Raw genomic sequence first — 22,742 nt, forward strand, 5'->3', positions numbered from 1 at the left:
GGGGGACCCGCATGGACACACAACGTTTCGGCCGCCACCGCAAGATCATGCCGTTCGAACCCGGCTCCGTCGAGGCGCTGCGCGCCGCCTCCCGCGAGAAGGCTGCCGCGCTCAGCCAGCACGCTCTGGGCTATGGCGCGGTAGCCGAAGCCGAATGGGCGGCGGCAGGCATCGCCGCTCCAGACCTGCCTGCCATGCGAACCTATCGGCTCGAGCGCATCCGCGCCGAGCTCAGGCGCCGCGACTATGCGGGCGCCCTGCTCTACGACCCGGTCAACATCCGCTACGCGACGGATTCGACCAACATGCAGCTCTGGGTCGCGCACAATCCGACCCGCCACTGTTTCGTCGCCACAGAAGGTCCTGTGGTGCTGTTCGACTATTTCTCCTGCGAGCATTTGTCGGATCACGCCGGCGTCGTCGACGAGGTGCGGCCGGCGGTGTCGTGGATGTATCTTTATAGCGGCGAGCTGACCGACAAGAAGGTCCGTCGCTGGGCAGCCGGCATCGCCGAGCTCCTTGCAGAGCACGGCGGCGGCAATCGGCTGATCGCCGTCGACCACGTCAACCCGGAAGGCGTCGAAGAGCTTGCCCGCCACGGCATCACGGTCGGCAATGGCGAGGCTGTGATGGAGAATGCGCGCCTCATAAAGTCGCCCGACGAGATCCTCGCCATGCGCTGCGCCATTGTCGCCTGCGAGGCGGCGATGGGCGAGATGGAAGCGGCGCTGAAGGCGGGCATTTCCGAGAACGAACTCTGGGCGGAACTGCATCGCGGCAACATCGCGCGCGGCGGCGAATGGATCGAGACCCGGCTTCTGTCGTCCGGGCCGCGCACCAACCCCTGGTTCCAGGAATGCTCGTCGCGCATCGTCGAGGATGGCGATCTCGTCGCCTTCGACACCGACCTCATCGGTCCCTATGGATTCTGCGCCGACCTCTCGCGCACCTGGCTCTGCGGCAATGGCCGGCCGTCCGACGAGCAGCGTGATCTGTTCCGCATCGCCGCCGACCAGATCGCCCACAACACGGTATTGATGCGGCCGGGCATTTCCTTCCGCGATCTCGTCGAACGCTCCGCCGTGCCGCCGGGAGACTGCTTCCCGGCGCGCTACGGCGTGCTCTACCACGGCGTCGGTCTGGCGGACGAATATCCAACTCTGCCGCATGCCAGCGACTGGACGGACGACACGCCGGATGGCGTCCTGGAACCCGGCATGGTGCTGTGCGTGGAAAGCTATATCGGTAGGCTCGGCGGCCGCGAGGGCGTCAAGATCGAGGAGCAGATCCTCATCACCGAGACCGGCAACGAAAAACTCTCAGCCTACCCGCTCGACGAAAAGCTGCTTGGCAACTGACCCGTCCAAGCCAAGCTCGGCGATGGCCTCGCGCATGGACGCAACGACGTCCGCCGATGTGGCCCTGGCCGATATAAACGGCAATCCCTTCCGCCTGGTCGTCCAGCCGACCACTTTCACGCGCCGCGCCGCCGGCTCGAATCGCTGCGCCAATGCCCAGCTCTGGCAGTCGATGGCGGCGATATCGGCCCTGCCCTCGGCGATGGCGACGATCGACGACCGGTGGCCGCCGCTTTCGCCGCACGAGGCGAAGACGCCCAGACTTTCGCCGATCGCCTCCAGGTCGCGCGTCAGCCCGAGCAGCCCGGACATCGAATCCGGATTGTTGAAGATGAAGCGCTTGCCGCGGATGAGATCGAGCGGGATGACGGCCTTGCCATCCTCGGGCGAGCCAACCGACGTCCCGCCATCAGCCGGCATCACCAGCGCGCTGGAATAGAGCTCGCCCTGCCCGCCCTCGAAGGCGTCATAGCTTGGCTGAGCGACCACCTGCACATGCCTGGCAAGGCCGAGCTCCATCGGCCCCCAGCAGGTCTGTCCGAAAAGCAGCGCCGGGCTCAGCCAGAGCTGGTGAAAGTCGAACTCGTCCGGGGGCAATGTCGCGGGGTCGGGCGCTATCAGCTTCCCGGCGCCGTCTTGGATGCCGCCGGACACCGGCGGCAGGTCGCGATTGCTGCGCGCCATTCTTTCCGGCGCGTCGATACCCCTCCGTCGAAAAGCGTCGCGGAGCTGCGCCCATTGCGCGTCGATCTCGCCGCGAACTTCCGGCCAGTCATACATCGGCAGAGCCGCAATCAACTTGCTCATGACGAACAGCTTTCAAAACAGGCGGTCATCGGCGCCTGAATTCCGCGGCGATAAAGCAGTCGCGAAAGTTCGAACTTACTCTTTCGGCGGCTCAGCCGGCACCGGAGCCGTGCCAAGTCCACTCACATTACGCGCTCTGATGCGCGGCTTGAAGGCACGGCCGGGTTCGGGCGCGCGGCGCAGCACCGGATGCACCACCGGCTCCTTGGCCTTGAAGGCAAATGATTTGATCAGCGCGAAATAATTCGGATAGACGTAGCCGTTGTTCATCCGCAGCCATTCTTCGCGGCGATCGCGAAACATCTTCGGCAGTCTGTACCAGGCGACGGTCGGGCTCTTGTGGTGCACGAAATGCAGGTTGTTGTTGAGGAACAGGAAGGAGAGCGGCGACCGCTCGACGATGATCGTGCGGCCCTCCGGGTGTTCCGACCACTGATGCTCGGCATAGGTGCGCACCGAAATCAAAGACTGGCCGAGCCACACCGGCCCCAGTATGTAGAGCCAGAGCGGGATGCCGAAGCCGAAGGTCACGATCGGCACGACCACTGCAAGTCCGACCGCATGCAGCAGCCAGGCTTTGCGGATCGCCTTGTCGCCGGCGGCCATCTGTCTGGCGTCTTCGAGGAAGAAGCCGATCGACGACAGCCAAGGTCCGAGAACGAAGCGGCCGACCATTGTGTTGTTGATCTTGAGCAGGACCTTCATCGCCGGCGGCATTTCCGCATGCATCCAGAGCGCCTGGTAATAGCTTTCCGGATCGTCGAGCGGGTCGGTCAGCCGCTCGTCGGCGTGGTGGCGAAGATGGATCGCCTTGAAACGGCGGAACGGCCAGACCAGCCCGATCGGCAGGATGACGAAGGCTTCGTTGATGCTGGCGTTGCGGGTCGGATGGCCATGCAGCACTTCGTGCATCAGCGAGGATTGCAGGGCCAGTATCAAGGCCAAGGCGACAAGGGCCAGCAGCGGATAGGAAGGCCAAAGCAGGAAGCCGGTGGCAAGCCAGGCGCCATAACAGAACAGTGTGAGGAATACTGTCGGCCATTCCACGGCCGGTGTGCTGCTGTGTCTCTTGCGTATGCCAGTCATGCTATCGACCACTGCCTTCCAGTCGCCGGAACCACTTTGATTCCTGACAGCATTGTGTCAGGAGCCTGTCGTTGTCGCAACGCGACAAAGTGAACAATCTGTTGCGAATGCGCATTTTTGGCTGCATATGTTATATATTGTAAACAGATTTGGGGATTCATTTGCGCCTGAGCACCTAACCAGCAGGCCTGGGCGCAAATTTTTCCTCCACTGGAAAGGGGCGGCGTGATGGACAAGCGTGATCTGTCGACGGTTTTCCGAGAGCGCCTGAAATTGCTCTTGACACGCTCGGACTTGAACCAGTCGGCCTTCGCGAGCGCCGTCGGTATCGATCGTTCGGCGCTGTCGCAGCTCCTGTCGGGCGCCTCGACGCGCCTGCCCCGCGCCGAGACGCTTCTCAACATCGCCGCCGAGTTCAAGGTATCGCTCGATTGGCTGCTGGGCCTTAGCCAGGACGAAGGCGTCACCGGCGAGATTCGCGAAAGCCTCGAGATCGAGGAGGCGCCGGACGGCTTTGACCGCACGCTACTTGCCAAATGGCACGCCGAGGCGGTCGGCACCAAGATCCGCTACGTGCCGGCGGGCATTCCGGACCTCCTGCGCACCGAGGCCCTTGTCGAATACGAGGCCGGCATTACCAACAAGAGCCGCGAGGCGCAGGCCGGCGAAACGCAATACCGCATCGACTACAACAGGCGGCCCGAGACCGACATGGAGGTCTGCATGCCGCGCCATACGCTGGAGATTTTCGCACGCGGGCTCGGCGTCTGGGACCGGTTCCCGGAAGCCGAGCGCCGCCGGCAATTGCTGCACATGGCAACGCTCCTCGACGACCTTTACCCGACCTTCCGCCTGTTCCTCTATGACGGCCGCATGCGCTATTCGATCCCTTATACGATCTTCGGGCCGTACCGCGCCGCAATCTATGTCGGCGACATGTATCTGGTGCTGAACGCCACCCAGCCGGTCCGTACCCTGACCAGCCACTTCGACAATCTGATCCGAGCCGCCGATGTCAACGCGCATGAGGCTGCGAGCTTCACGCAGAAACTGGCCGGCATCTCCTTCACCTCAGGCTCTGTCTGAACGCGGCCGCTATCGCCATGCTGGCATGCGGCGACCAACCTGGCCGACCGTCGTTTTAGGAAACTCACGCAAGAGCGGGCCTCATATTCGTTGACTAGATATAAAGACTTCTTTATATCGTTATTTGAATTCAGGATACGAAAGCCAGAGCCATGACCGCCACCAATCCGATCGACGCATTGCTTGCCGAAAAAGGCGTGCTGCTGGCCGACGGCGCCACCGGCACCAATTTATTCGCGATGGGACTTGAGGCCGGCGAAGCCCCCGAGCTGCTCAACGAGACGGCGCCCGACACCATCGCCGCGCTGCATCAGAATTTCGTCGATGCCGGCGCCGACATCATCCTGACCAATTCCTTCGGCGGCACCCGTCATCGGCTGAAGCTGCATCACGCTCAGGACCGCGTGCATGACTTGAACAAGCGCGCCGCCGAAATTGCCCGTTCGGTGTCCGACAAGGCAGGCCGCAAGGTGATCGTTGCCGGCTCCGTCGGCCCGACCGGCGAGCTTTTGGTGCCGCTCGGCGCTATGTCCTATGAGGAAGCGGTCGATGCCTTTGCCGAGCAGATCGAGGGCTTGAAGGCCGGCGGAGCCGAAGTCGCATGGATCGAGACCATGTCGGCGCCGGATGAGATCCGCGCCGCGGCCGAAGCCGCGATCCGCGTCGGCCTGCCCTACACCTATACCGGTTCCTTCGATACGGCCGGCCGCACCATGATGGGGCTGTTGCCCAAGGATATCCACGGCGTTGCGGATGGACTGTCGCAGGCTCCGCTTGGGGTGGGCGCCAATTGCGGCGTCGGCGCAGCCGACATCCTGGCCTCGCTGCTCGACATGACCGACGCGAAGCCGGAAGCCACCGTGATCGTCAAGGGCAATTGCGGCATTCCGGAATTCCGCGGCAGCGAGATCCACTATTCCGGCACGCCCGAACTGATGGCCGACTATGTCCGGCTGGCAGTCGATGCGGGCGCCAAGATCGTCGGCGGCTGCTGCGGCACCTCGTTCGCTCACCTTGCCGCGATGCGCAAGGCGCTCGACGCGCACACCAAGTCGGCGCGTCCGACGGTCGAGTCCATCGTCGAGCGCATCGGGCCGATGCGCAACAAGATAGCGAGCGCTGCCGAGGCAGGCGAAGGCCGTCGCGAACGCCGGCGCAGCCGCGCCTGAAGTTGGCCTGCTCTATTCGCTGTTTTCAGCGTAGCGCGACAGCGCCGTACCGAGATCGGTGGCGGCGCTGTTCTTGCCGTCGCCGCCCATCGTCATCAACGCGCCGGACGCGCGCGGGTCGCTGATCTGCTCCAGCATCACGCGAAAGCGGTCGTTGTTGAGCGCAGAGAGCGCCGTGTCGCGGGCCGCATCGACATTATTCCTGATCCGCGCGGATTCCGCCGACGGAGCGGACGGTGCTCGCGTCTGAAGATTGCCCGCAGTCGGCGTCACGTTCCCGGTGATATGCAATTCCAGCCCCTCACTCCTATCAGCTTTGACTAACAGGAGGGCATTGCGATCAAGTTCCGGAAAAGCCGCGCAATTTAACGATCGGCAAAAGCCGGCAGGTCCTCCGCCGGCTTTTTGTTCCATGGACGGCACCCGCCCTATCTGTTGGTGCCCAGCGACGAGGCTAGCCGCACCAGCGACAGGAATTCCGCCCTGTAGCCGAACGGATCAGCGCCGCGCGCGGCGTTGGCGATCTCCAGGATCCGGTCGTAGCCGAAATTCGCCGTCTGATCCGCGTCGCGCAGCTTCTGCCCGAAAGCCGCGACCGCGACCGAAAAGCGCTGGTCGACGCCGGCTTCATCGAAGGACGGCACCTCGTTGGCCGCGGTCACCGGTGTCGTGATCAGTTTCGAGACATTCTCGTTCGGCAGCTTGTAGCGGATTTTTACGAAGGCATATTCGCCCGCATTGGCAACGCCGCCATTGTCGACCTTCGCCTCGCCATAGCGCAACGGATCGACCTGCTCGGCGCCGCCTCCCTTGGGCGTGACCTCGTAGATCGCCGTCACCGAATGGCCGGAACCGATATCGCCGGCGTCGACGCGGTCATTGTTGAAATCCTCGCGCTTGAGCGCCCGCGTCTCATAGCCGACCAGCCGGTATTCCGAGACCTTGGCCGGGTTGAACTCGACTTGGATTTTCACATCCTTGGCAATGGTGAACAGCGTCGAGGACGCGTCCTCGACCAACACCTTCTCGGCCTCGGCAAGCGTGTCGATATAGGCGGCCGTGCCATTGCCGTTCTGGGCGATGGTCTGCATCATCTGGTCGTTGAGATTGCCGCGGCCGAAGCCGAACACCGAGAGAAACACGCCGGTCTTGCGCTCCTTCTCGATCAACCGTTTGAGGTCGTCGTCATCGGTCTGGCCGACGTTGAAATCGCCGTCGGTGGCAAGCATCACGCGGTTGATGCCGTCCTTGACGAAAGACTGCTGCGCAAGTTTGTAGGCTTCCTTGATGCCTGCCTCGCCGGCGGTCGAACCGCCTGGCTCCAGATTGTCTATCGCTGCAAGAATCTTCTGCCTTTCCGCGGCCTTTGTCGGCATCAGCACCGTGCCGGCATTGCCGGCATAGGTGACGATGGAGACGGTGTCGTCGGCCTTGAGCTTGCTGACCAGCAACCGGAACGCCGACTTCAAGAGCGGCAGCTTGTCCGGCTCGTCCATCGAACCCGAAACATCGATCAGGAACACCAGGTTTGCCTTCGGCGCCTCGACCGGCTTCACGTCAAAACCCTTGATCGCAACATGCATCAGCTTGGTGCGCTCGTTCCAGGGCGTCGGCATGACGGTGACAGTCGAATTGAACGGCGTCGCGGCCGAGTCTGGCCCCTTCCAGTCATAAGGGAAGTAGTTGATCATCTCTTCGACCCGGACCGTGCCTGGGTCGGGCAGAATACCTTCCTTCAGCGAGCGGCGGACGAAGGAATAGGACGCCGTGTCGACATCGATCGAGAAGGTCGACACCGGATCCTGGGCAGCTTGGTGCACCGAATTGGTCTTGAAGGTCTCGATGCGGTCGCGGTTTTGCTCTTGCGGCTGCATTTGATCGGCCGGCATGGGCGCCGGCTGAACCATCGGCCCGAAACCAGCGACGGCGCCAGCCGGCATCTCTGCAGGCTGCATGGCGGTTGCCGGCGCCTGGGCATTCGCGCGTCCGCCGGCGGCCAGCTGGTCAACCTCCGCAGGTGCAGGCGGCGGCGCAGGCAGCGCCTGTGGTATTTGCTTGGCAAAGTCCTTCAACGCCCCGTATTCCTGCCTGGTCCGATCATCGGATCGGCTCAATTCAGTTTTCGGCGGCGATGCCGGTGCGACCTGCGCCTCGTCTTCGACACGCCTCTCGCTGTCGGCGCCGGTCTTCTTCTCCTTGGCAGGCGCGGCCGCCAGCGGCTCGCTGATCGCGGGCTGGTTCGGTATCGGCTTCTGCGCAACCGGCTTGTCGGCCACCGTTTCGGTGACCTTCCCGTTTGAAATAACGGGCGGCTGCTCCCTCAGCATCTCAAAAGCGGCATAGCCGGCGATAGGCAGCGCGACCAGCGCGGTCAGGGCCGGGGTGGCAATGAGTTTCCGTTGCATGATCTCTCTCCAGAGCCTTTGTGCTCGCTCCGTGAGACGAAGACCTGCCGGCGATCCTTGGGGGGCGGTCGAAATTTTTTCGTTCAAGTCGAAGGCGTGCATCGCGGCGGCCAACGCACGCGTTTGCGCTTCGCGGTCCGGCGCCGGAACTGCCAGATTGCGCAGCCTTTCGAGTTCGTTGTCGTCGACCATGGTCACACTTCCCCGGCTGAGCGCATGAGCAGCTTCAGCCGTTTCTTCGCTTCATGGATGTGCCAGGAAACCGTCGCCTCCGAGATCGCCATCACCTCGGCCGCAGCCGCGTGGCTCAACCCTTCGCCATAGACGAGCAGCACCGCGTCGCGCTGCTTGTCCGGCAGCATGCGCACCGCCGCCCACAGCGCCTCGGCCGGGTCCTGGGCTTCCGCCGAGCCCTCCCCCGCGATCAGCGCATACGTGCCGAAGGCCTCGGTCTTGGCGCTGTCGCGGGCGCGCTTGCGCATCATGTCGCGCGAAGCGTTCAGTGTCATGGCGTAGAGCCAGGTCGTGAACGCGCCATTGCCCTGATAGTCGCGGATTGCCCGGCCGAGCCGCACGCAGACATCCTGGGCGATGTCTTCGGCATCGGCCTTGCGGCCGCACCAGCGATAGGCGGCGCGATAGACGAAGCCATAGTGCCTTTCGAGCAGTTTGCCGAAAGCCCCCCTGTCTCCACCCCTCGCCCGCCCGATCAATTCGGCATCGGAGGCTTCGCTGTCGTCCAGCATCATCGCCGTCATTTGCCTGTTGGACGAAGGCTAATGGCGATTCCTTGGGACGATGGAAAGATTTTTTTGCGGCGGCCTCCGCACCCTACCCTAAGGTTTCGGCGAACAGCGTGATCAGCCGCTTCCAATGGCGCTCGGCGCCCGCTTCGTCATAGACGCTGTGGTCCTTGACGCACCAGCCATGACCGACGCCGACATAGTTCTCGATCGTGTGGTCGACTTCGGCGACCCTGAGCGCCTCTGCCAGCCGGGCTGATTGCTCCGGCGGAAAGCTACGGTCCACGCCGGCGACCCCGACGTAGATGCGTGCCTTGATCGACGCCGCCTTCCGGTGCGGGCTGTCGGGCGCGTCGCTTGCCAGATTGCCGCCGTGGAAGCTGGCGGCGGCAGCAATGCGGTCGGGATAGGCCGCGGCGGCGTTAAGAGCCCGTGCGCCGCCCATGCAATAGCCGACGACGCCGACCGGCCCGTCTAGGCCTTCGGCAGTGAGCGCATCGAGGAAGGCCACGCTATCGCGGATGGTCATCTCTTGCGTGGTGCCACCGCTCAGCGCCGTCAGTTGAGCCCTGGTCTTATCCTCAGCAAACGCAGTCTTAGGGTCGAACGGTCCATAGGGCACGCTGCGATAGAAGAGATCGGGCACCAGCACGGCATAGCCACGCTCTGCGAGGCGTTCGGCCATCTGGTCGAGCGTCGGCCGCGGGCCGAAAATATCCATGTAGAGGATGACGCCGGCCCTGGCCGCCGCCGCCGGTCGGAACAGCCCGGCCTTGGCCTTCCCGTCCCGGGTTTCGATCTCGATCTCTTGCTTGGCCATGCTGCGCTCCGTCGTCTGTCCGCGCGATAGATATCCGGCTGGAGCAGCCCGGCAAGACAATCCCGGAGCCTGGCGTTCAAGATTTCGTGCGGTTGGCCTTCATCTTACAGCCGAGCAAAGGCCACCATATGAAAGGCCTGCACCTCTGGCGGATAGCGATAGTCCGCCCCGTAGGGACATGCGTTGCGGTCGAGGCAGCCGCTCGTGCGGCACAGGCCGCCTCCGGGGCCGCGCACATGCCCAAGACAGGCTTCATGGGCAAAACCCTGCTCGGAATAGGCATGGACCGGACAGGAATTCATGCAGGGTTTTTCGACGCATGTGTCGCAGAGATGAATCGCTTCTCGAGGCTCGGGGAGGAAAATCTCTTCCTCGAACAGCAGCGCGCCGCGATAGGCATGCCACAACCCATACTGCGGATGCATGAGGATGCCGAGCGGCGACGGCTTCAACCCTTCCGCCCGCATCGCCCATTGCTGGAACGGCAGATAGGGCCTGTCGGAGGGCGACACGACGCGAGCGCCGAACGCTTGCGCCACCGCGCCGATCACCTCCCGCGACCAGGTGTCGAGCGGGTTGACGATCCCGCTGGCCCGCTGCCCGAGCCAGCGCTGGAAGTGCGGCCAGGGTGCGGCGCCGGCCTGCCCAACCAAGAGGGCGGACTTCGCAGGCGCGCCTGAAAGCCCCGCAGGCACGGCTTCACCACTAGCGAAGCGAAAGCCGCCCCGAAGGATCAGGCCGTGGGCGGCAAGCGCGGCCGCGGTCCCTTCGATCGTGCCGCGCGAAAAAGTCATCCCTTCTTGTCCGGGTCGGAGAACGCGCTCCGCCAGACTTCCTTATGGATGATGTTGGCGACTTTAGCCCGGCCTGACTCGGGCTCCTTTCAAGTGAAGGCGTCGGCCATCGAGGCCTTCTTCCTGTCGATGAAATCCTTCAGTGCCTCGTCGATCGCCGGATCGAGATGCGGTGCCTCGTAGCTTTCCAGCCAGCGGCGGGCGAGCTCGTTGGCGCGCTGCGGCGCTGTCTTTTCGCCTTCGGCCAGCCACTGCTCATAGGAATTGTTGTCGGCGATGTTGGAGCGGTAGAAGGCGGTCTGGAAATTCGCCTGCGTGTGGTCGCAGCCGAGATAGTGGCTGCCCGGACCGACCTGGCGGATGGCGCCCATCGCCTGGCCGTTCTCCGACAGGTCGACGCCCTCGGCGAATTTCTGCGTCATGCCGAGCTGGTCGATGTCCATCATGAATTTCTCGTAGCAGGAGGCGAGACCGCCCTCGAGCCAGCCGGCCGAATGCAGCACGAAGTTGGTGCCGGCAAGGATGGTCGAGTTCAGCGTGTTGGCGCTCTCATAGGCCGCCTGCGCATCCGGGACCTTCGAGGCGCAGAGCGAGCCACCGGTGCGGAACGGCAGGCCGAGCCGGCGCGCGAGCTGCGCTGCGCCATAGGAAACCAGCGATGGTTCCGGCGTGCCGAAAGTCGGCGCGCCCGACTGCATCGAGATCGACGAGGCGAAAGTGCCGAACAGCACCGGCGCGCCGGGCCTGATCAGCTGCGTGAACGAGGCGCCGGCAAGCACCTCGGCCAGGATCTGCGTCAGCGTTCCGGCAACCGTCACCGGGCTCATAGCGCCGGCCAGGATGAACGGCGTGACAATGCAGGCCTGGTTGTGGCGCGAATAGACTTTCAGCGCCCCGAGCATGGTCTCGTCGAACACCATCGGCGAGTTGGCGTTGATCAGGCTGGTCAGCACCGTGTTGTTCTCGACGAAATCCTCGCCGAACACGATCTTGGCCATCGCCACGGTGTCCTCGGCCCGCTCCGGCGCCGTCACCGAGCCCATGAACGGTTTGTCCGAATAGCGGATATGCGAATAGACCATATCCAGATGGCGCTTATTGACCGGCACGTCGACCGGCTCGCATACCGTGCCGCCCGAATGGTGGATCGACGGCGCCATATAGGCGAGCTTCACGAAATTCTGGAAATCCTCGAGCGTTGCGTAGCGGCGGTTGCCGTCGAGGTCGCGCACGAAGGGCGGGCCATAGACCGGCGCGAACACCGTTCCTTTGCCGCCGATCTGCACCGAACGCTCCGGATTGCGCGCATGCTGGGTGTAGATCGAAGGCGCGGTCTTGAGCAGCGAGCGGCAAAGCCCCTTGGGAAAATGCACGCGCTCGCCTTTCACATCGGCGCCGGCCTCTTTCCACAGCGCGAGCGCCTCGGCGTCGTCGCGGAAGATGATGCCGATCTCTTCCAGCACCGTGTCTGTGTTCTTCTCGATCAGCGCCAGGCCTTCCTCGTCGAGGACCTCGTAGACGTTAATCTTGCGCTTGATATAGGTGAGCTGGGTGCCCGGACCGCCGCCTGCGCGCGCCGCGCGCCTGGCCGCCGCGCCGCCGCTGGCGCCGCGTCCGCGTCGTCCGCCCGACGCTTCCTGCTCGACTGCCGCGTTATCGCTCATGATCGTTCTTCCTATAGATTTTAGATTTGGGCCTGAATTGGCTCGCGGCCGGTTCGCCGCCGCTTCTTTCCGGATCGTAGCCATGCACCCTATTGGAAACGGCCCGCCAGCGCCAACGCCTGTCGCAAAATCGACAAGAAAACCGCCAACTTTTCAGTCGCTTTCCTTTTGCGGGAAGTCGCAAATCAGCTATGGCTACCTTGCCCTCGCGGGTTAGGTATTGGCGCATCGATTTTTGAGCTGCAGCAAGCATTCCGAGCAGCAAGGAGCCCGAGGAAAAAATGTCCGACGACGAGATCATCCTTTCCGAGCTTTCCGACGAGGAACTCGTGCAGCAGATGCATGACGACCTTTATGACGGGCTGAAGGAAGAGATCGAGGAAGGCACGCATATCCTTCTTGAGCGCGGCTGGCAGCCCTACACGGTGCTGACCGAGGCGCTGGTCGAAGGCATGCGCATCGTCGGCGAAGATTTCCGCGACGGCATCCTGTTCGTGCCGGAAGTGCTGCTCTCGGCCAATGCCATGAAGGCCGGCATGGCCATCCTGCGCCCGCTGCTTGCCGCCACCGGCGCGCCCAAGCAGGGCAAGATGGTGATCGGCACCGTCAAGGGCGACATCCACGACATCGGCAAGAACCTCGTCGGCATGATGATGGAAGGCGCCGGCTTCGATGTCATCGACCTCGGCATCAACAATGCGGTCGAGAAATATCTGGAAGCGATCGAGCAGCATCAGCCCGACATCATCGGCATGTCGGCGCTGCTCACCACGACCATGCCCTATATGAAGGTCGTCATCGACACGATGAAGGAAAAGGGCATTCGCGACGATTACGTCGTGCTGGTCGGCGGGGCGCCGCTCAACGAGGAATTCGGCAAGGCCGTCGGCGCCGACGCTTATTGCCGCGATGCCGCGGTGGCGGTCGAGACCGCCAAGGACTTCATGAAGCGCAAGCACAACGTTCGCGCTTCCGCCTGATCCCAGGGCATCAGGATGGATCGAAAAAAGCCGCGCCTTGCAGCGCGGCTTTTTTGTTCCCAGATGATGATGAGGCTGAACGATCAGTTGGCGACAGTGTCTTTGACCGCCCTCGCCGTCGATTTGACGTCCTTGCCGACGCCTCGAATGGTGTTGGCGCAGGCGGTGAGTGCAAGCGCGCAGGCAAGGATGGCAATCGGCGCGATGCGTAGCAGTTTCATGGGTGTCTCCCTCAACAGATAATTAGCCCCGCAGCGAAAACCGGCTCGACTGGTTCATGGTCAAAACGCAAAAAACGAAACCGAATCAAACAGACAGGCTGCTCGTCATCGCCTGCGGGATGATTGCGCGCGAAGTTTTGGCCGTCAAGCAACAGCTAAAGCTCGATCACCTTGAGTTGACCTGCCTGCCGGCCGAGTTCCACTTCTATCCGGACCGCATCGCGCCGGCCATGGACAAGGCCATCGAAAAGGCCAAGGCGGAAGGCTACAAACACATCTTCGTCGGCTATGCCGATTGCGGCACCGGCGGCATGCTCGACCGCGTGATCGAGAAGCATGGCGTGGAGCGCATGGCCGGCCCGCATTGCTTCGCCTTCTACCAGGGCATGGACCTCTACGCGAAGGTCGCCGACGGCGACATGATGTCGTTCTACATGACCGACTTCCTCTGCCGCCAATTCGACGCCTTTTTCATCAAGCCGCTCGGGCTCGACAGGCATCCCGAGCTTATCAAGGACTATTTCGGCAATTACGAGAAGCTGATCTATCTCGCGCAAACCGACGATCCGGATCTCGACAAGATTGCCGAGAAAGCCGCCGCCATGCTCGGCCTCGCCTACGAGCGCCGCTCGACCGGTTATGGCGATCTGACGAGCGAACTGGCGCGGGCGGCAGCCAACGCTTGAGGCTCGAGCAGGGCTGCTTCAACGGCGGCCAGCGGAACGGACGATCGACTTGCAGACGAAGCCCCCTCGCCTCCGCTGGCAAGCCGGATGACAGCGGCCTGCGAACGGGTAAGTTGTGCCCCAAGCAGACTAAACAGCTATTCCAGCCACCGATTCGGGAAACGCCCATGATCCCTCGCCTGCTGCTTGCCGCCCTTTGCCTTATCGGCTTCGCCCTGCCCGCCTATGCCGACGGCGAGTTGCAGAAGCTGATCACCGCCGCAGACAAGGCGCGACTGGATAAATATGGCGAAACGCGCAAGGCGGCTCTCGAAGAGGCAAAGGCCGGCGATCCGGCTGAGGTCAAGCAACTCGATGCGCTGCTCGCCAAGCCGCTGGTCGCTTTCTCCGACAAGGATCTGACCGGCAACTGGAAATGTCGCACCATCAAGGCCGGCGGCTTGAGCCCGCTAGTTATCTATGGCTGGTTCAAGTGTAAGGTCACCGGGGACGGCTCGGGTTGGCGGCTGCAGAAGATCAGCGGCTCGCAGCGCACCACCGGTCGCTTCTTCGACGACGGTGAGAAGCGCGCCATCTATCTCGGCTCGTTTTCGGTCAATGACGAAAAGGCCAAACCCTATGGCAGCGGCGCCGAAAGCGACCAAGTGGGCTATGCCTTCCGCAACAGTGCCACCGAGTGGCGCATCGAATTCCCCGCGCCCTATTATGAATCGAAGCTCGACATCATGGAATTCAAGCGCTGACTGAGCCCGAAAAGTTGCAGAGTTTTCGGACCAGGATCATGCGCGACCATTGGCTCACTAAGGGTTAACCCGCTCTCCCTAGCATGCGCCCGACTTTGAGAGCGGGTGCTTGCCATGGCAACGTCGGAATCCGGTCCGCGGCGGACTGTTGTCGTCACCGAAGGCGGTCCGCATATCTGGGCAATCGTTAACGCCATCGCCGATCGCGTCGGCCCTGTGAGTGTCATCCTCGAAACCCCTGAATCAAAAAAGCGTTTGCTGCTCGGCCGCGCCCGCCGCCAGGGCTGGATCTCGGCCATCGGCCAGCTCGGCACGATGGTGCTGACCAGGCTTGGCAAGCGGTTCTTTGCCGGCCATGCTGCACGGCTGATTGCCGAGGAAAAGCTCGAGACAGAACCTCGCCCGACCCAGACGATCATCCATGTGCCTTCCGCCAACGGTCCGGAATGCCTTCAGGCGATTGAGAAGATCGGGCCGGGCGTCGTGCTCCTCGCCGGCTGCCGGCTGCTGTCGAGGAATATGCTCGCGAAGATGCCTTGCCCGGTGCTCAACTATCACGCCGGCATTGCCCCGAAATATCGTGGCATGAATGGCGGCTACTGGGCGCTGGCCTCCGGTGATCGAGGGAATTTCGGCACCACTGTGCATCTGGTCGATGCCGGCGTCGACACCGGCGGAGTGCTGAAGCAGGCGCGCGGCAAGTCGAAACGCGGCGACACCATCGCCAGCTACGCGCTGCGGCAGGCGGCATTTTCCCGCGACATCTGCGTCCAGGCAGTGGCCGAGGCGCTGGCGGGAAAACTTACGACGATCGATCCCGGCCTGCCCTCGAAACAGTGGTTTCACCCGACGATTTGGTCCTACCTCTGGACCGGCCTGACGAGGCGCGTCTGGTAATCTGCCGGCGTCGGAAATTCAGCACTCGCTTTGCGTCATCGCCAGCGTCGCTTTTGAAGGCGCGCGCGTCGTCCCATAACAAGCGGCACAAGGGCGCATGCGGCAATGCTCCCAACATCGAGGAGTTGAGAATTCATGGCCGATCTGATCGTCGTCTATTGGCGCGATATCCCTGCGCAGGTCATCGTCAAGAAAGGCCGGCAGAACGCCAAGCGCGAGCTGCCGCTGCGCTTCACCGAGGCGATCGACATGTGCGCCATGCGCACGGGCGCCGGCGGCACCGACGATTACCTCGCCGAATGGCGTAAGGCCGATCCGGTTCCGGTCGGCGACGACATCGAAGCCGAGGTCGAGAAGGCCTACCAGGAACTCGATACGAAATATGACCGCGAGCGGCTGGTCGCTCTGGTCAAGGCTGGCGGGAAAGAAAATGTCTGAGAAGCAGCCGGCGGTCACCCAGGCGACCCTGGTCAAGAAGGCGGCGCCGAAGTCCGACTACAAGCCTGCGGACGTGTCGCCGCAACGCCGCGTTCAGCGCACTTTTGCCGTGAGGTTGTGGTCCATCCGCCATTCGCGACTGCTCGAATGGTTTTATGGCAGGTTCGCCGATGTCTTCCTGCTCTTGCATCCTTTGTGGAAGGGCATCGGCTACGGCCGCGTCGAAGCGCCGGTGAAATTCGTCGAGAAACGCGTCAAGGGCTTCATGTTCGACTGCCGCATGTGCGGCCAGTGCGTGCTCTCCTCCACCGGCATGTCGTGCCCGATGAACTGCCCGAAGCAGCTGCGCAACGGCCCCTGCGGCGGCGTGCGCGCCAACGGCAATTGCGAGGTCGAGCCGGACATGCCCTGCGTCTGGGTCAAGGCCTGGGAAGGCTCCCGCAACATGAAGCATGGCGACAAAATCCTCACCGTGCAGAAGCCGGTCGATCAGTCGCTGCGCGAAACCTCGGCCTGGCTCAGGGTGACCGCACAGGCGGCCGCGGCGCGTGAAGCCGCCCAGAACCCGCAAAACCCCGGAGCTTCAGCATGAGCATCCGCCACCAGCGCGACGAGAACCCGGCCGGCGTTCACCTGCCGCTCGATCCCCTGCCCGGCCATTCGTCGCGCGGCCGGCTGGAGCGCGTGCTGCGCCGCGGCGAGTTCGCGGTGACGACCGAGCTCAACCCGCCCGACAGCGCCGACCCTGAAGACGTCTACAACCGCGCCAAGATCTTCGACGGTTGGGTCGACGCCATCAACGCGGTCGACGCCTCCGGCGCCAACTGCCACATGTCGTCGGTCGGCATCTGCGCGCTTTTGACCCGTATGGGCTACGCGCCGATCATGCAGATCGCCTGCCGCGACAAGAACCGCATCGCCATTCAGGGCGACGTTTTGGGCGGCGCGGCAATGGGCGTCGCCAACATGCTCTGCCTCACCGGCGACGGCGTGCAGGCCGGCGATCAGCCGGGCGCCAAGCCGGTCTTCGACCTCGATTCCATGTCGCTGCTCGAAACTATCCGCATCATGCGCGACAACGGCAAGTTCCTGTCCGGCCGCAAGCTGACGACGCCGCCGCAGGTCTTCCTCGGTGCTGCCGTAAACCCCTTCGCGCCGCCTTACGATTTCCGTCCCATCCATCTCGGCAAGAAGATCGCCGCCGGCGCGCAATTCGTGCAGACGCAATATTGCTTCGATGTGCCGATGTTCCGAACCTTCATGCAAAAGGCGCGCGACCTCGGCCACGCCGAAAAAGTCTTCATTCTGTGCGGCGTCGGGCCGCTCGCCTCTGCCAAGACCGCCAAATGGATCCGCTCCAACGTGCCGGGCATCCATATCCCCGATGCGGTGATCAAGCGGCTCGAGGGCGCGCAGGACCAGAAGAAGGAAGGCAAACAGCTCTGCATCGACATCATCAACGAGGTGAAGGAAATTCCGGGCGTCGCCGGCGTCCATGTGATGGCCTACCGCCAGGAAGAGTATGTCGCCGAGATCGTCGATGAATCCGGCGTGCTGAAAGGCCGCCAACCCTGGAAACGGGAGATCCGCCGCGACGACCAGATCGTCGCCGAGCGGCTCGACCACATACTGCACGACGAGATTACCGAAACCCAGGTCGACATGGTGAAGACCGCGCATTGATGTATGTCGCCCAAAAGTGGGAACCGGTTTTGGGACACCGACATACATGAACTTAAAGTCCAAGGCGCGGCCGGCACCCGTCCGCTTGAACAAGACCAGATAACGATATAAAGAACTCTTTATATCCCGACGGAGAGATTGCATGACCCGCACCATCGTCGCCTCGGCGACCCGAGAAATCGTCATCGGCTTCGATCAGCCCTTCTGCGTGATCGGCGAGCGCATCAACCCGACCGGCCGCAAGAAGCTGGCCGCCGAGATGGTGGCCGGCAACTTCGAGACCGTCATCAAGGATGCGCTGGAACAGGCCGCCTGCGGCGCCACCATGCTCGACGTCAATGCCGGCGTCACCGCCGTCGACCCCAATGCGACCGAGCCGGCGCTTTTGGTGCAGACGCTGGAGATCGTGCAGAACTTGGTCGATCTGCCGCTGTCGATCGACTCTTCGGTGACCGCCGCGATCGAGGCGGCGCTGAAGGTCGCCAAGGGGCGCCCGCTGGTCAACTCCGTCACCGGCGAGGAAGAGAAGCTTGAAGCCATCCTGCCGCTGGTCAAGAAATACAACGTTCCGGTCGTCGCCATCTCAAATGACGAGACCGGCATCTCGATGGATCCGGACGTCCGCTTCGCGGTCGCCAAGAAGATCGTCGAGCGCTGCGCCGATCACGGCATTCCCGCGCATGACGTCGTCGTCGATCCGCTGGTGATGCCGATCGGCGCGCTGGGCGATGCCGGCCGCCAGGTGTTCGCACTGCTGCGCCGTCTGCGCGAGGAACTCAAGGTCAACACCACTTGCGGCCTTTCCAACATCTCGTTCGGCCTGCCGCATCGCCACGGCATCAACGCCGCCTTCATCCCGATGGTGATCGGCGCCGGCATGACGAGCGCCATCATGAATCCGGTCCGCCCGCAGGAGATGGAGGCCGTGCGCGGCGCCAACGTGCTCAACGGCACCGACGAGAACTGCACCAACTGGATCCGCACCTACAAGGACTACAAGCCGGCCGAAGGCGGCCATGCGGTCGCGGCTCCGGTCGCGGTCACCGCCCCTGGCGATGGCGCCGCCGCTGCCGGCGGGCGTCGCCGCGGCGGTCGTGAAGCCCGCATGGCCAGGGGGTAAGCGCGCAATCGTGAGCCGCATTGCAAACAGCCCTGATCCGGTCGCATCGTCGATGCGGTCGGAGAAGTCTGCTTTGCGGTCAGGCGACGCCCAATATGGCGTCGAACAACGCCATTCCAGCCCAGGATCCGAAGATGCCTGTGCCGCCGCCGACGATGACATCATCGTCGTAGGCGGGCCAGAATGCGTGCAGCAGGAGCGCTCCGACGATCGCGCCGAGAATTCCGGAGGCCAGATATTGCGGATTGCGCAGCCATGGGCCTTTGAGCACGCGCACCATGGTGAAAGCGGTGAAGATGGCGGGCAGCAGAATATCCGACATGTTTGGCCCCTGGACCAACGTACACTCCACCCAACAGTAAAACGATCCGTTAAACGGTATCGGCAATTGCCATCGAGACGCGTGCCAGCATGAATCCCCCGCCCAACATCACCGATCCGCTTGTGCTGTTCATGCCGTCAGGCAAGCGCGGGCGGTTTCCCGTTGGCACGCCGGTGCTGGACGCCGCGCGCCAGCTCGGCGTCTATGTCGAGAGTGTGTGCGGCGGCCGCGCCACTTGCGGGCGCTGCCAGATCGAGGTGCAGGAAGGCAATTTCGCCAAGCACAAGATCGTCTCTGCCAACGACCACATCTCGCCCAAGGGCGCCAAGGAAGAGCGCTACGAGCGCGTGCGCGGCCTGCCCGAGCGCCGCCGCCTCTCCTGCTCGGCGCAGATACTCGGCGACCTCGTCATTGACGTGCCGCAGGACACGGTCATCAACGCCCAGACCATCCGCAAGGCAGCCGACACCAGGGTGATCGCTCGCGATACGGCAATCCGCATGTGCTATGTCGAGATTGAAGAGCCCGACATGCACAAGCCGCTCGGCGACCTCGACCGACTCAAGATAGCCTTGATGAAGGACTGGGGGTTCAAGAATGTCGAGTTCGACTTCTATCTCATGCCGCAGGTGCAGGGCATTCTGCGCAAGGGCAATTGGACCGCCACCGCCGCCATCCACAAGGATGCGGACAGCGACATCGCGCGCGTCATCGCGCTGTGGCCGGGCCTGAAGAACGAGGCCTACGGGCTCGCCTGCGACATCGGCTCGACGACCATTGCCATGCATCTCGTGTCGCTGCTGTCGGGCCGCGTCGCCGCCTCTTCCGGCACCTCCAATCCGCAGATCCGCTTCGGCGAGGATCTGATGAGCCGCGTCTCCTACGTGATGATGAACCCGGACGGCCGCGAGGGCATGACGGTCGCCGTGCGCGAGGCCGTTTCCGGACTGGTCGACAAGGTCTGTGCGGAAGGCAATGTCCAGCGCAACGACATCCTCGACGCGGTGTTCGTCGGCAATCCGATCATGCATCATCTGTTTCTCGGCATCGATCCGACCGAGCTCGGCGGCGCGCCGTTCGCGCTCGCCATTTCCGGCGCCGTGCGCATCAAGGCCTCCGATCTCGGCTTGAAACTGAACCAGGGCGCGCGCCTTTATATGCTCCCTTGTATCGCCGGCCATGTCGGCGCCGACGCAGCCGCGGTCACGCTCTCCGAGGGTCCGCACCGCCAGGACGAGATGATGCTGATCGTCGACGTTGGCACCAATGCCGAGATCGTGCTCGGCAACAGCACGCGCGTCGTTGCGGCCTCCTCTCCCACCGGCCCGGCCTTCGAGGGCGCCGAGATTTCCGGCGGCCAGCGCGCGGCGCCCGGCGCCATCGAGCGCGTGCGCATCGATCCAGACACGCTTGAGCCGCGCTACCGGGTCATCGGTTCGGAACTCTGGTCGGATCAGCCGGGCTTTGCCGAAAGCGTGCAGGCGACCGGCGTCACCGGCATTTGCGGCTCCGGCATCATCGAAGTGGTGGCCGAGATGTATCTCGCCGGTATCATCTCCGAGGACGGCGTCGTCGACGGATCGCTTGGCGCGCGCTCGCCGCGCATCGTCGCCAACGGCCGCACCTTCTCCTATGTGCTGAAGGACGGCGAGCCGAAGATCACCATCACCCAGAACGACGTGCGCGCCATCCAGCTCGCCAAGGCGGCGCTCTACGCCGGCACCAAGCTATTGATGGAAAAGCAGCACACCGACCATGTCGACCGCATCCATTTCGCCGGTGCCTTCGGTTCTTTCATCGACCCGAAATACGCCATGGTGCTGGGGCTCATTCCCGATTGCGATCTCGACAAGGTCTCGGCCGTCGGCAACGCCGCCGGCGCCGGCGCGCGCATGGCGCTCCTCAATCGCGGCTACCGCCGTGAGATCGAGGAGACGGTGAGCAGGATCGAAAAGATCGAAACCGCTCTGGAGCCAAAATTCCAGGAGCACTTCGTCTACGCCATGGCGCTGCCGAACAAGGTCGACCCTTTCCCGAAGCTCGCGGCCGCAGTGAAGCTGCCGCCGCGCAAGACGGTCGGCGAGGACGGCGCCGCAGGCGACGCCACCCCGCGCCGGCGCTCGCGCGAAGAACGGGCGGCGCGGCGTGGGCGCGAATAGGTCCCCTTCGCCCGACGCCTCTCTTTAGTTCGTATGCATGCAAATGTTTCCGGATCCATCGATCCGGAAACCGGAACGCTGTTTTCGTGAAATCCGCCGGAAACATGCCGGGCGCATTTAGCCCGCCATCGAAGGCTGGCGCGAAATGTCTTCGAGCTGGCGCGACCTTCCGGAGGAACCCACTATGTCGATGTTCGATAACCTCGGCCGCTTCGGCGTGACCATCAGGCAGGCTCATGCCCGGAGCAAGGCGATCCGCGCGCTCAACGACCTGCCCGTGCATGTCCAGAAGGATATCGGCTGGCCGGCTTCGCCGCCGAGCGACCCGCAGGCAGCCCTGCACGCGCTGCTCCTGGGAACCGCCCGCTGATGACCTTCGCCGACAAATGTAAGCTGCTCGGCAAGCGCCGAGGCCGGCAAGCGGCCTCGGCGATCGGCGACAACAAGTTGCGCGCCGCGCTGCTGCCAGGGCGCCGTTGACGCGACCGCCGTCGCATCACGCCGATGTGCCCGCTGCGAACCTTGACATTTTCAACCTAACTACAATCTTCGCATAGCAGGGGGAATTTCTCTTAGTCGGCTCGACCGATCCGTGTTCCGTATGCCCAGTTTGAAAAGCCACGTCGTTTCGTTCATTCTCAGGCACAGCCGCAAGAAGGCCTTTTCCAGTCCCGAGAATCTGCAGCGCTGGATCGCCTACGCCCGCAAGACCGAAGACTATCATCCGCCGGCTCTTCTGAAGGCGCGGCTGGATATCGCCGAGACCAGCGTCGATGGTTTCCCCGTCTATGAGATCGCACCGAAATCGGGCGAGCGCCGGCGTATCCTCTATTTGCATGGCGGCGCCTTCGTCTTTCAGATCACGTCCTATCACTGGGTGCTGATTGCCGAGATGGCGGAGCGGCTGGGCTTCGGCATCACCGTGCCGATCTATCCGATCGCGCCGGAGTACAATTTCCATGACATGTTCGGCATGGTCGGCGACGTATACCGGCGCATGCTGCAAGAGACCAATGCCGAGAACATCGTCTTCATGGGCGATTCCGCCGGCGGCAACATGGCAGTCGTGCTCACCATGATGGCCGCCGAGGAAGGCCTGCCCTCGCCGGCGCGCCACGTGCTGATCTCGCCCGGCCTCGATATGTCCTTGTCCAATCCGGAAGTGTTCGAAGCCGAACGCAACGACCCCTGGCTGGGCATCCCCGGCGGGCTCGAGGCGATCCGGCTCTACAGCGCCGGCATCGACCGCTCCGACTGGCACATCAGCCCGCTCTACGGCGATCTCTCGGTGCTGCCGAAGACGCTGCTGCTCACCGGCTCGCGCGACCTGCTCAGCCCCGACAATCTGATCTTCGCCGAACGGGCGCGCGCCGCAGGAATCGAGGTCGAGGTCGTCTACGAGGAAGGCATGTTCCACGTCTGGCCGCTGATCGATATGCCGGAAGCGCGGCGCGCACGTGACAGCATCGTCGACTTCCTCACAGCCGATATCCTACCGCAGCGAGCCCATGCATCACGCCGAACCACTTATGCGGCGCGACCTGCGCCGGCGGCCGAATAG

General features: G+C 63.4%; 24 protein-coding genes. 14 read left to right on the plus strand and 10 right to left on the minus strand.

The genetic code is table 11. The features are described 5' to 3' along the window. Positions 1 to 11: 11 nt before the first annotated feature. The gene (locus tag EOD29_RS00750; protein WP_127245708.1) at positions 12 to 1,358 is read left to right on the plus strand and encodes a Xaa-Pro peptidase family protein; all 1,347 of its coding nucleotides are present in this window, start codon (positions 12 to 14) and stop codon (positions 1,356 to 1,358) included. On the opposite strand, the gene EOD29_RS00755 is transcribed toward EOD29_RS00750, so the two are convergent. Both EOD29_RS00755 and EOD29_RS00760 read right to left on the minus strand, forming a co-directional pair. Further along, positions 1,320 to 2,165 carry a PhnD/SsuA/transferrin family substrate-binding protein gene (locus EOD29_RS00755; RefSeq protein ID WP_067329338.1) on the minus strand — a complete coding sequence of 282 codons (846 nt, stop codon included), beginning with the start codon at positions 2,163 to 2,165 and terminating at the stop codon, positions 1,320 to 1,322. The genes EOD29_RS00750 and EOD29_RS00755 overlap by 39 nt on opposite strands. A 75-nt stretch (positions 2,166 to 2,240) precedes the next feature. Next, complete coding sequence (locus EOD29_RS00760) at positions 2,241 to 3,251, minus strand: fatty acid desaturase (RefSeq protein ID WP_095801937.1); 1,011 nt, start codon at positions 3,249 to 3,251, stop codon at positions 2,241 to 2,243. A gap of 228 nt (positions 3,252 to 3,479) precedes the next feature. Here EOD29_RS00760 and EOD29_RS00765 point away from each other — a divergent pair, with 228 nt between their 5' ends. Next, positions 3,480 to 4,337 carry a helix-turn-helix transcriptional regulator gene (locus EOD29_RS00765; protein WP_095778490.1) on the plus strand — a complete coding sequence of 286 codons (858 nt, stop codon included), beginning with the start codon at positions 3,480 to 3,482 and terminating at the stop codon, positions 4,335 to 4,337. A 152-nt stretch (positions 4,338 to 4,489) separates the two neighbouring features. Then, complete coding sequence (gene bmt, locus EOD29_RS00770; protein WP_066999705.1) at positions 4,490 to 5,506, plus strand: betaine--homocysteine S-methyltransferase; 1,017 nt, start codon at positions 4,490 to 4,492, stop codon at positions 5,504 to 5,506. Between the two features lie 12 nt (positions 5,507 to 5,518). On the opposite strand, the gene EOD29_RS00775 is transcribed toward bmt, so the two are convergent. The 6 genes from EOD29_RS00775 to EOD29_RS00800 all read right to left on the minus strand — a co-directional run bounded on the left by EOD29_RS00775 (position 5,519) and on the right by EOD29_RS00800 (position 11,932). Next, entirely contained in the window at positions 5,519 to 5,920 is a 402-nt protein-coding gene (locus EOD29_RS00775; RefSeq protein ID WP_245433184.1) for a hypothetical protein, read from the minus strand. 14 nt (positions 5,921 to 5,934) lie between these two features. Continuing rightward, entirely contained in the window at positions 5,935 to 8,103 is a 2,169-nt protein-coding gene (locus EOD29_RS00780) for a VWA domain-containing protein (RefSeq protein WP_127245709.1), read from the minus strand. Positions 8,104 to 8,105: 2 nt separating this feature from the next. Then, positions 8,106 to 8,669, minus strand: a complete 564-nt coding sequence (locus EOD29_RS00785; protein ID WP_067329326.1) for an RNA polymerase sigma factor — start codon at positions 8,667 to 8,669, stop codon at positions 8,106 to 8,108. A 73-nt stretch (positions 8,670 to 8,742) separates the two neighbouring features. Continuing rightward, positions 8,743 to 9,474: a dienelactone hydrolase family protein gene (locus EOD29_RS00790; RefSeq protein ID WP_127245710.1), complete on the minus strand. Its 732-nt coding sequence runs from the start codon at positions 9,472 to 9,474 to the stop codon at positions 8,743 to 8,745. A gap of 104 nt (positions 9,475 to 9,578) precedes the next feature. Next, positions 9,579 to 10,268 (minus strand): hypothetical protein, encoded by a 690-nt coding sequence (locus tag EOD29_RS00795; RefSeq protein WP_127245711.1) that lies wholly within the window; start codon positions 10,266 to 10,268, stop codon positions 9,579 to 9,581. A gap of 89 nt (positions 10,269 to 10,357) precedes the next feature. After that, positions 10,358 to 11,932: a trimethylamine methyltransferase family protein gene (locus EOD29_RS00800; RefSeq protein WP_127245712.1), complete on the minus strand. Its 1,575-nt coding sequence runs from the start codon at positions 11,930 to 11,932 to the stop codon at positions 10,358 to 10,360. Positions 11,933 to 12,213: 281 nt separating this feature from the next. On the opposite strand from EOD29_RS00800, the gene EOD29_RS00805 reads away from it, so the two are divergent. Then, positions 12,214 to 12,912: a B12-binding domain-containing protein gene (locus tag EOD29_RS00805; RefSeq protein ID WP_066999684.1), complete on the plus strand. Its 699-nt coding sequence runs from the start codon at positions 12,214 to 12,216 to the stop codon at positions 12,910 to 12,912. A gap of 83 nt (positions 12,913 to 12,995) precedes the next feature. Here the strand turns inward: EOD29_RS00805 and EOD29_RS00810 are convergent, their stop codons facing one another. Then, complete coding sequence (locus tag EOD29_RS00810) at positions 12,996 to 13,133, minus strand: entericidin A/B family lipoprotein (RefSeq protein WP_019858698.1); 138 nt, start codon at positions 13,131 to 13,133, stop codon at positions 12,996 to 12,998. Between the two features lie 56 nt (positions 13,134 to 13,189). On the opposite strand from EOD29_RS00810, the gene EOD29_RS00815 reads away from it, so the two are divergent. From EOD29_RS00815 to EOD29_RS00845, 7 genes are all read left to right on the plus strand, one after another. After that, complete coding sequence (locus tag EOD29_RS00815; RefSeq protein ID WP_095801944.1) at positions 13,190 to 13,819, plus strand: DUF1638 domain-containing protein; 630 nt, start codon at positions 13,190 to 13,192, stop codon at positions 13,817 to 13,819. 167 nt (positions 13,820 to 13,986) lie between these two features. Then, positions 13,987 to 14,562 (plus strand): DUF4893 domain-containing protein, encoded by a 576-nt coding sequence (locus tag EOD29_RS00820; RefSeq protein WP_095829808.1) that lies wholly within the window; start codon positions 13,987 to 13,989, stop codon positions 14,560 to 14,562. Positions 14,563 to 14,676: 114 nt separating this feature from the next. Further along, on the plus strand, positions 14,677 to 15,459 hold the full coding sequence (locus tag EOD29_RS00825; protein WP_127245713.1) for a formyl transferase: 783 nt from the start codon (positions 14,677 to 14,679) through the stop codon (positions 15,457 to 15,459). A 135-nt stretch (positions 15,460 to 15,594) separates the two neighbouring features. After that, positions 15,595 to 15,897 (plus strand): virulence factor, encoded by a 303-nt coding sequence (locus EOD29_RS00830; RefSeq protein WP_066999671.1) that lies wholly within the window; start codon positions 15,595 to 15,597, stop codon positions 15,895 to 15,897. Continuing rightward, positions 15,890 to 16,489, plus strand: a complete 600-nt coding sequence (locus EOD29_RS00835; protein ID WP_066999668.1) for a methylenetetrahydrofolate reductase C-terminal domain-containing protein — start codon at positions 15,890 to 15,892, stop codon at positions 16,487 to 16,489. The genes EOD29_RS00830 and EOD29_RS00835 overlap by 8 nt, the downstream gene beginning before the upstream one ends. Next, positions 16,486 to 17,580, plus strand: coding sequence for a methylenetetrahydrofolate reductase (locus tag EOD29_RS00840; RefSeq protein ID WP_067329305.1), 1,095 nt, complete (start codon positions 16,486 to 16,488; stop codon positions 17,578 to 17,580). The genes EOD29_RS00835 and EOD29_RS00840 overlap by 4 nt, the downstream gene beginning before the upstream one ends. 142 nt (positions 17,581 to 17,722) lie before the next feature. Then, the gene (locus EOD29_RS00845; protein ID WP_095778498.1) at positions 17,723 to 18,700 is read left to right on the plus strand and encodes a methyltetrahydrofolate cobalamin methyltransferase; all 978 of its coding nucleotides are present in this window, start codon (positions 17,723 to 17,725) and stop codon (positions 18,698 to 18,700) included. A gap of 79 nt (positions 18,701 to 18,779) precedes the next feature. Here EOD29_RS00845 and EOD29_RS00850 read toward each other — a convergent pair whose 3' ends face one another. Further along, positions 18,780 to 19,022 (minus strand): hypothetical protein, encoded by a 243-nt coding sequence (locus tag EOD29_RS00850; protein WP_245299687.1) that lies wholly within the window; start codon positions 19,020 to 19,022, stop codon positions 18,780 to 18,782. A gap of 89 nt (positions 19,023 to 19,111) precedes the next feature. On the opposite strand from EOD29_RS00850, the gene EOD29_RS00855 reads away from it, so the two are divergent. The 3 genes from EOD29_RS00855 to EOD29_RS00865 all read left to right on the plus strand — a co-directional run bounded on the left by EOD29_RS00855 (position 19,112) and on the right by EOD29_RS00865 (position 22,742). Beyond that, complete coding sequence (locus EOD29_RS00855) at positions 19,112 to 21,181, plus strand: ASKHA domain-containing protein (protein ID WP_127245714.1); 2,070 nt, start codon at positions 19,112 to 19,114, stop codon at positions 21,179 to 21,181. A gap of 184 nt (positions 21,182 to 21,365) precedes the next feature. After that, positions 21,366 to 21,551, plus strand: a complete 186-nt coding sequence (locus EOD29_RS00860; protein WP_067329623.1) for a hypothetical protein — start codon at positions 21,366 to 21,368, stop codon at positions 21,549 to 21,551. Positions 21,552 to 21,782: 231 nt separating this feature from the next. Next, positions 21,783 to 22,742 carry an alpha/beta hydrolase gene (locus EOD29_RS00865; protein ID WP_127245715.1) on the plus strand — a complete coding sequence of 320 codons (960 nt, stop codon included), beginning with the start codon at positions 21,783 to 21,785 and terminating at the stop codon, positions 22,740 to 22,742.

The organism is Mesorhizobium sp. M1A.T.Ca.IN.004.03.1.1 (assembly GCF_003997555.1).
Classification (GTDB): domain Bacteria; phylum Pseudomonadota; class Alphaproteobacteria; order Rhizobiales; family Rhizobiaceae; genus Mesorhizobium.

Bases quoted from the DNA above. Each gene is read 5' to 3' on its own strand.
- EOD29_RS00750 (WP_127245708.1), top strand. From the start codon at position 12: ATGGACACACAACGTTTCGGCCGCCACCGCAAGATCATGCCGTTCGAA.
- EOD29_RS00755 (WP_067329338.1), bottom strand. From the start codon at position 2,165: ATGAGCAAGTTGATTGCGGCTCTGCCGATGTATGACTGGCCGGAAGTT.
- EOD29_RS00760 (WP_095801937.1), bottom strand. From the start codon at position 3,251: ATGACTGGCATACGCAAGAGACACAGCAGCACACCGGCCGTGGAATGG.
- EOD29_RS00765 (WP_095778490.1), top strand. From the start codon at position 3,480: ATGGACAAGCGTGATCTGTCGACGGTTTTCCGAGAGCGCCTGAAATTG.
- bmt (WP_066999705.1), top strand. From the start codon at position 4,490: ATGACCGCCACCAATCCGATCGACGCATTGCTTGCCGAAAAAGGCGTG.
- EOD29_RS00775 (WP_245433184.1), bottom strand. From the start codon at position 5,920: ATGGAACAAAAAGCCGGCGGAGGACCTGCCGGCTTTTGCCGATCGTTA.
- EOD29_RS00780 (WP_127245709.1), bottom strand. From the start codon at position 8,103: ATGGTCGACGACAACGAACTCGAAAGGCTGCGCAATCTGGCAGTTCCG.
- EOD29_RS00785 (WP_067329326.1), bottom strand. From the start codon at position 8,669: ATGACGGCGATGATGCTGGACGACAGCGAAGCCTCCGATGCCGAATTG.
- EOD29_RS00790 (WP_127245710.1), bottom strand. From the start codon at position 9,474: ATGGCCAAGCAAGAGATCGAGATCGAAACCCGGGACGGGAAGGCCAAG.
- EOD29_RS00795 (WP_127245711.1), bottom strand. From the start codon at position 10,268: ATGACTTTTTCGCGCGGCACGATCGAAGGGACCGCGGCCGCGCTTGCC.
- EOD29_RS00800 (WP_127245712.1), bottom strand. From the start codon at position 11,932: ATGAGCGATAACGCGGCAGTCGAGCAGGAAGCGTCGGGCGGACGACGC.
- EOD29_RS00805 (WP_066999684.1), top strand. From the start codon at position 12,214: ATGTCCGACGACGAGATCATCCTTTCCGAGCTTTCCGACGAGGAACTC.
- EOD29_RS00810 (WP_019858698.1), bottom strand. From the start codon at position 13,133: ATGAAACTGCTACGCATCGCGCCGATTGCCATCCTTGCCTGCGCGCTT.
- EOD29_RS00815 (WP_095801944.1), top strand. From the start codon at position 13,190: ATGGTCAAAACGCAAAAAACGAAACCGAATCAAACAGACAGGCTGCTC.
- EOD29_RS00820 (WP_095829808.1), top strand. From the start codon at position 13,987: ATGATCCCTCGCCTGCTGCTTGCCGCCCTTTGCCTTATCGGCTTCGCC.
- EOD29_RS00825 (WP_127245713.1), top strand. From the start codon at position 14,677: ATGGCAACGTCGGAATCCGGTCCGCGGCGGACTGTTGTCGTCACCGAA.
- EOD29_RS00830 (WP_066999671.1), top strand. From the start codon at position 15,595: ATGGCCGATCTGATCGTCGTCTATTGGCGCGATATCCCTGCGCAGGTC.
- EOD29_RS00835 (WP_066999668.1), top strand. From the start codon at position 15,890: ATGTCTGAGAAGCAGCCGGCGGTCACCCAGGCGACCCTGGTCAAGAAG.
- EOD29_RS00840 (WP_067329305.1), top strand. From the start codon at position 16,486: ATGAGCATCCGCCACCAGCGCGACGAGAACCCGGCCGGCGTTCACCTG.
- EOD29_RS00845 (WP_095778498.1), top strand. From the start codon at position 17,723: ATGACCCGCACCATCGTCGCCTCGGCGACCCGAGAAATCGTCATCGGC.
- EOD29_RS00850 (WP_245299687.1), bottom strand. From the start codon at position 19,022: ATGTCGGATATTCTGCTGCCCGCCATCTTCACCGCTTTCACCATGGTG.
- EOD29_RS00855 (WP_127245714.1), top strand. From the start codon at position 19,112: ATGAATCCCCCGCCCAACATCACCGATCCGCTTGTGCTGTTCATGCCG.
- EOD29_RS00860 (WP_067329623.1), top strand. From the start codon at position 21,366: ATGTCGATGTTCGATAACCTCGGCCGCTTCGGCGTGACCATCAGGCAG.
- EOD29_RS00865 (WP_127245715.1), top strand. From the start codon at position 21,783: ATGCCCAGTTTGAAAAGCCACGTCGTTTCGTTCATTCTCAGGCACAGC.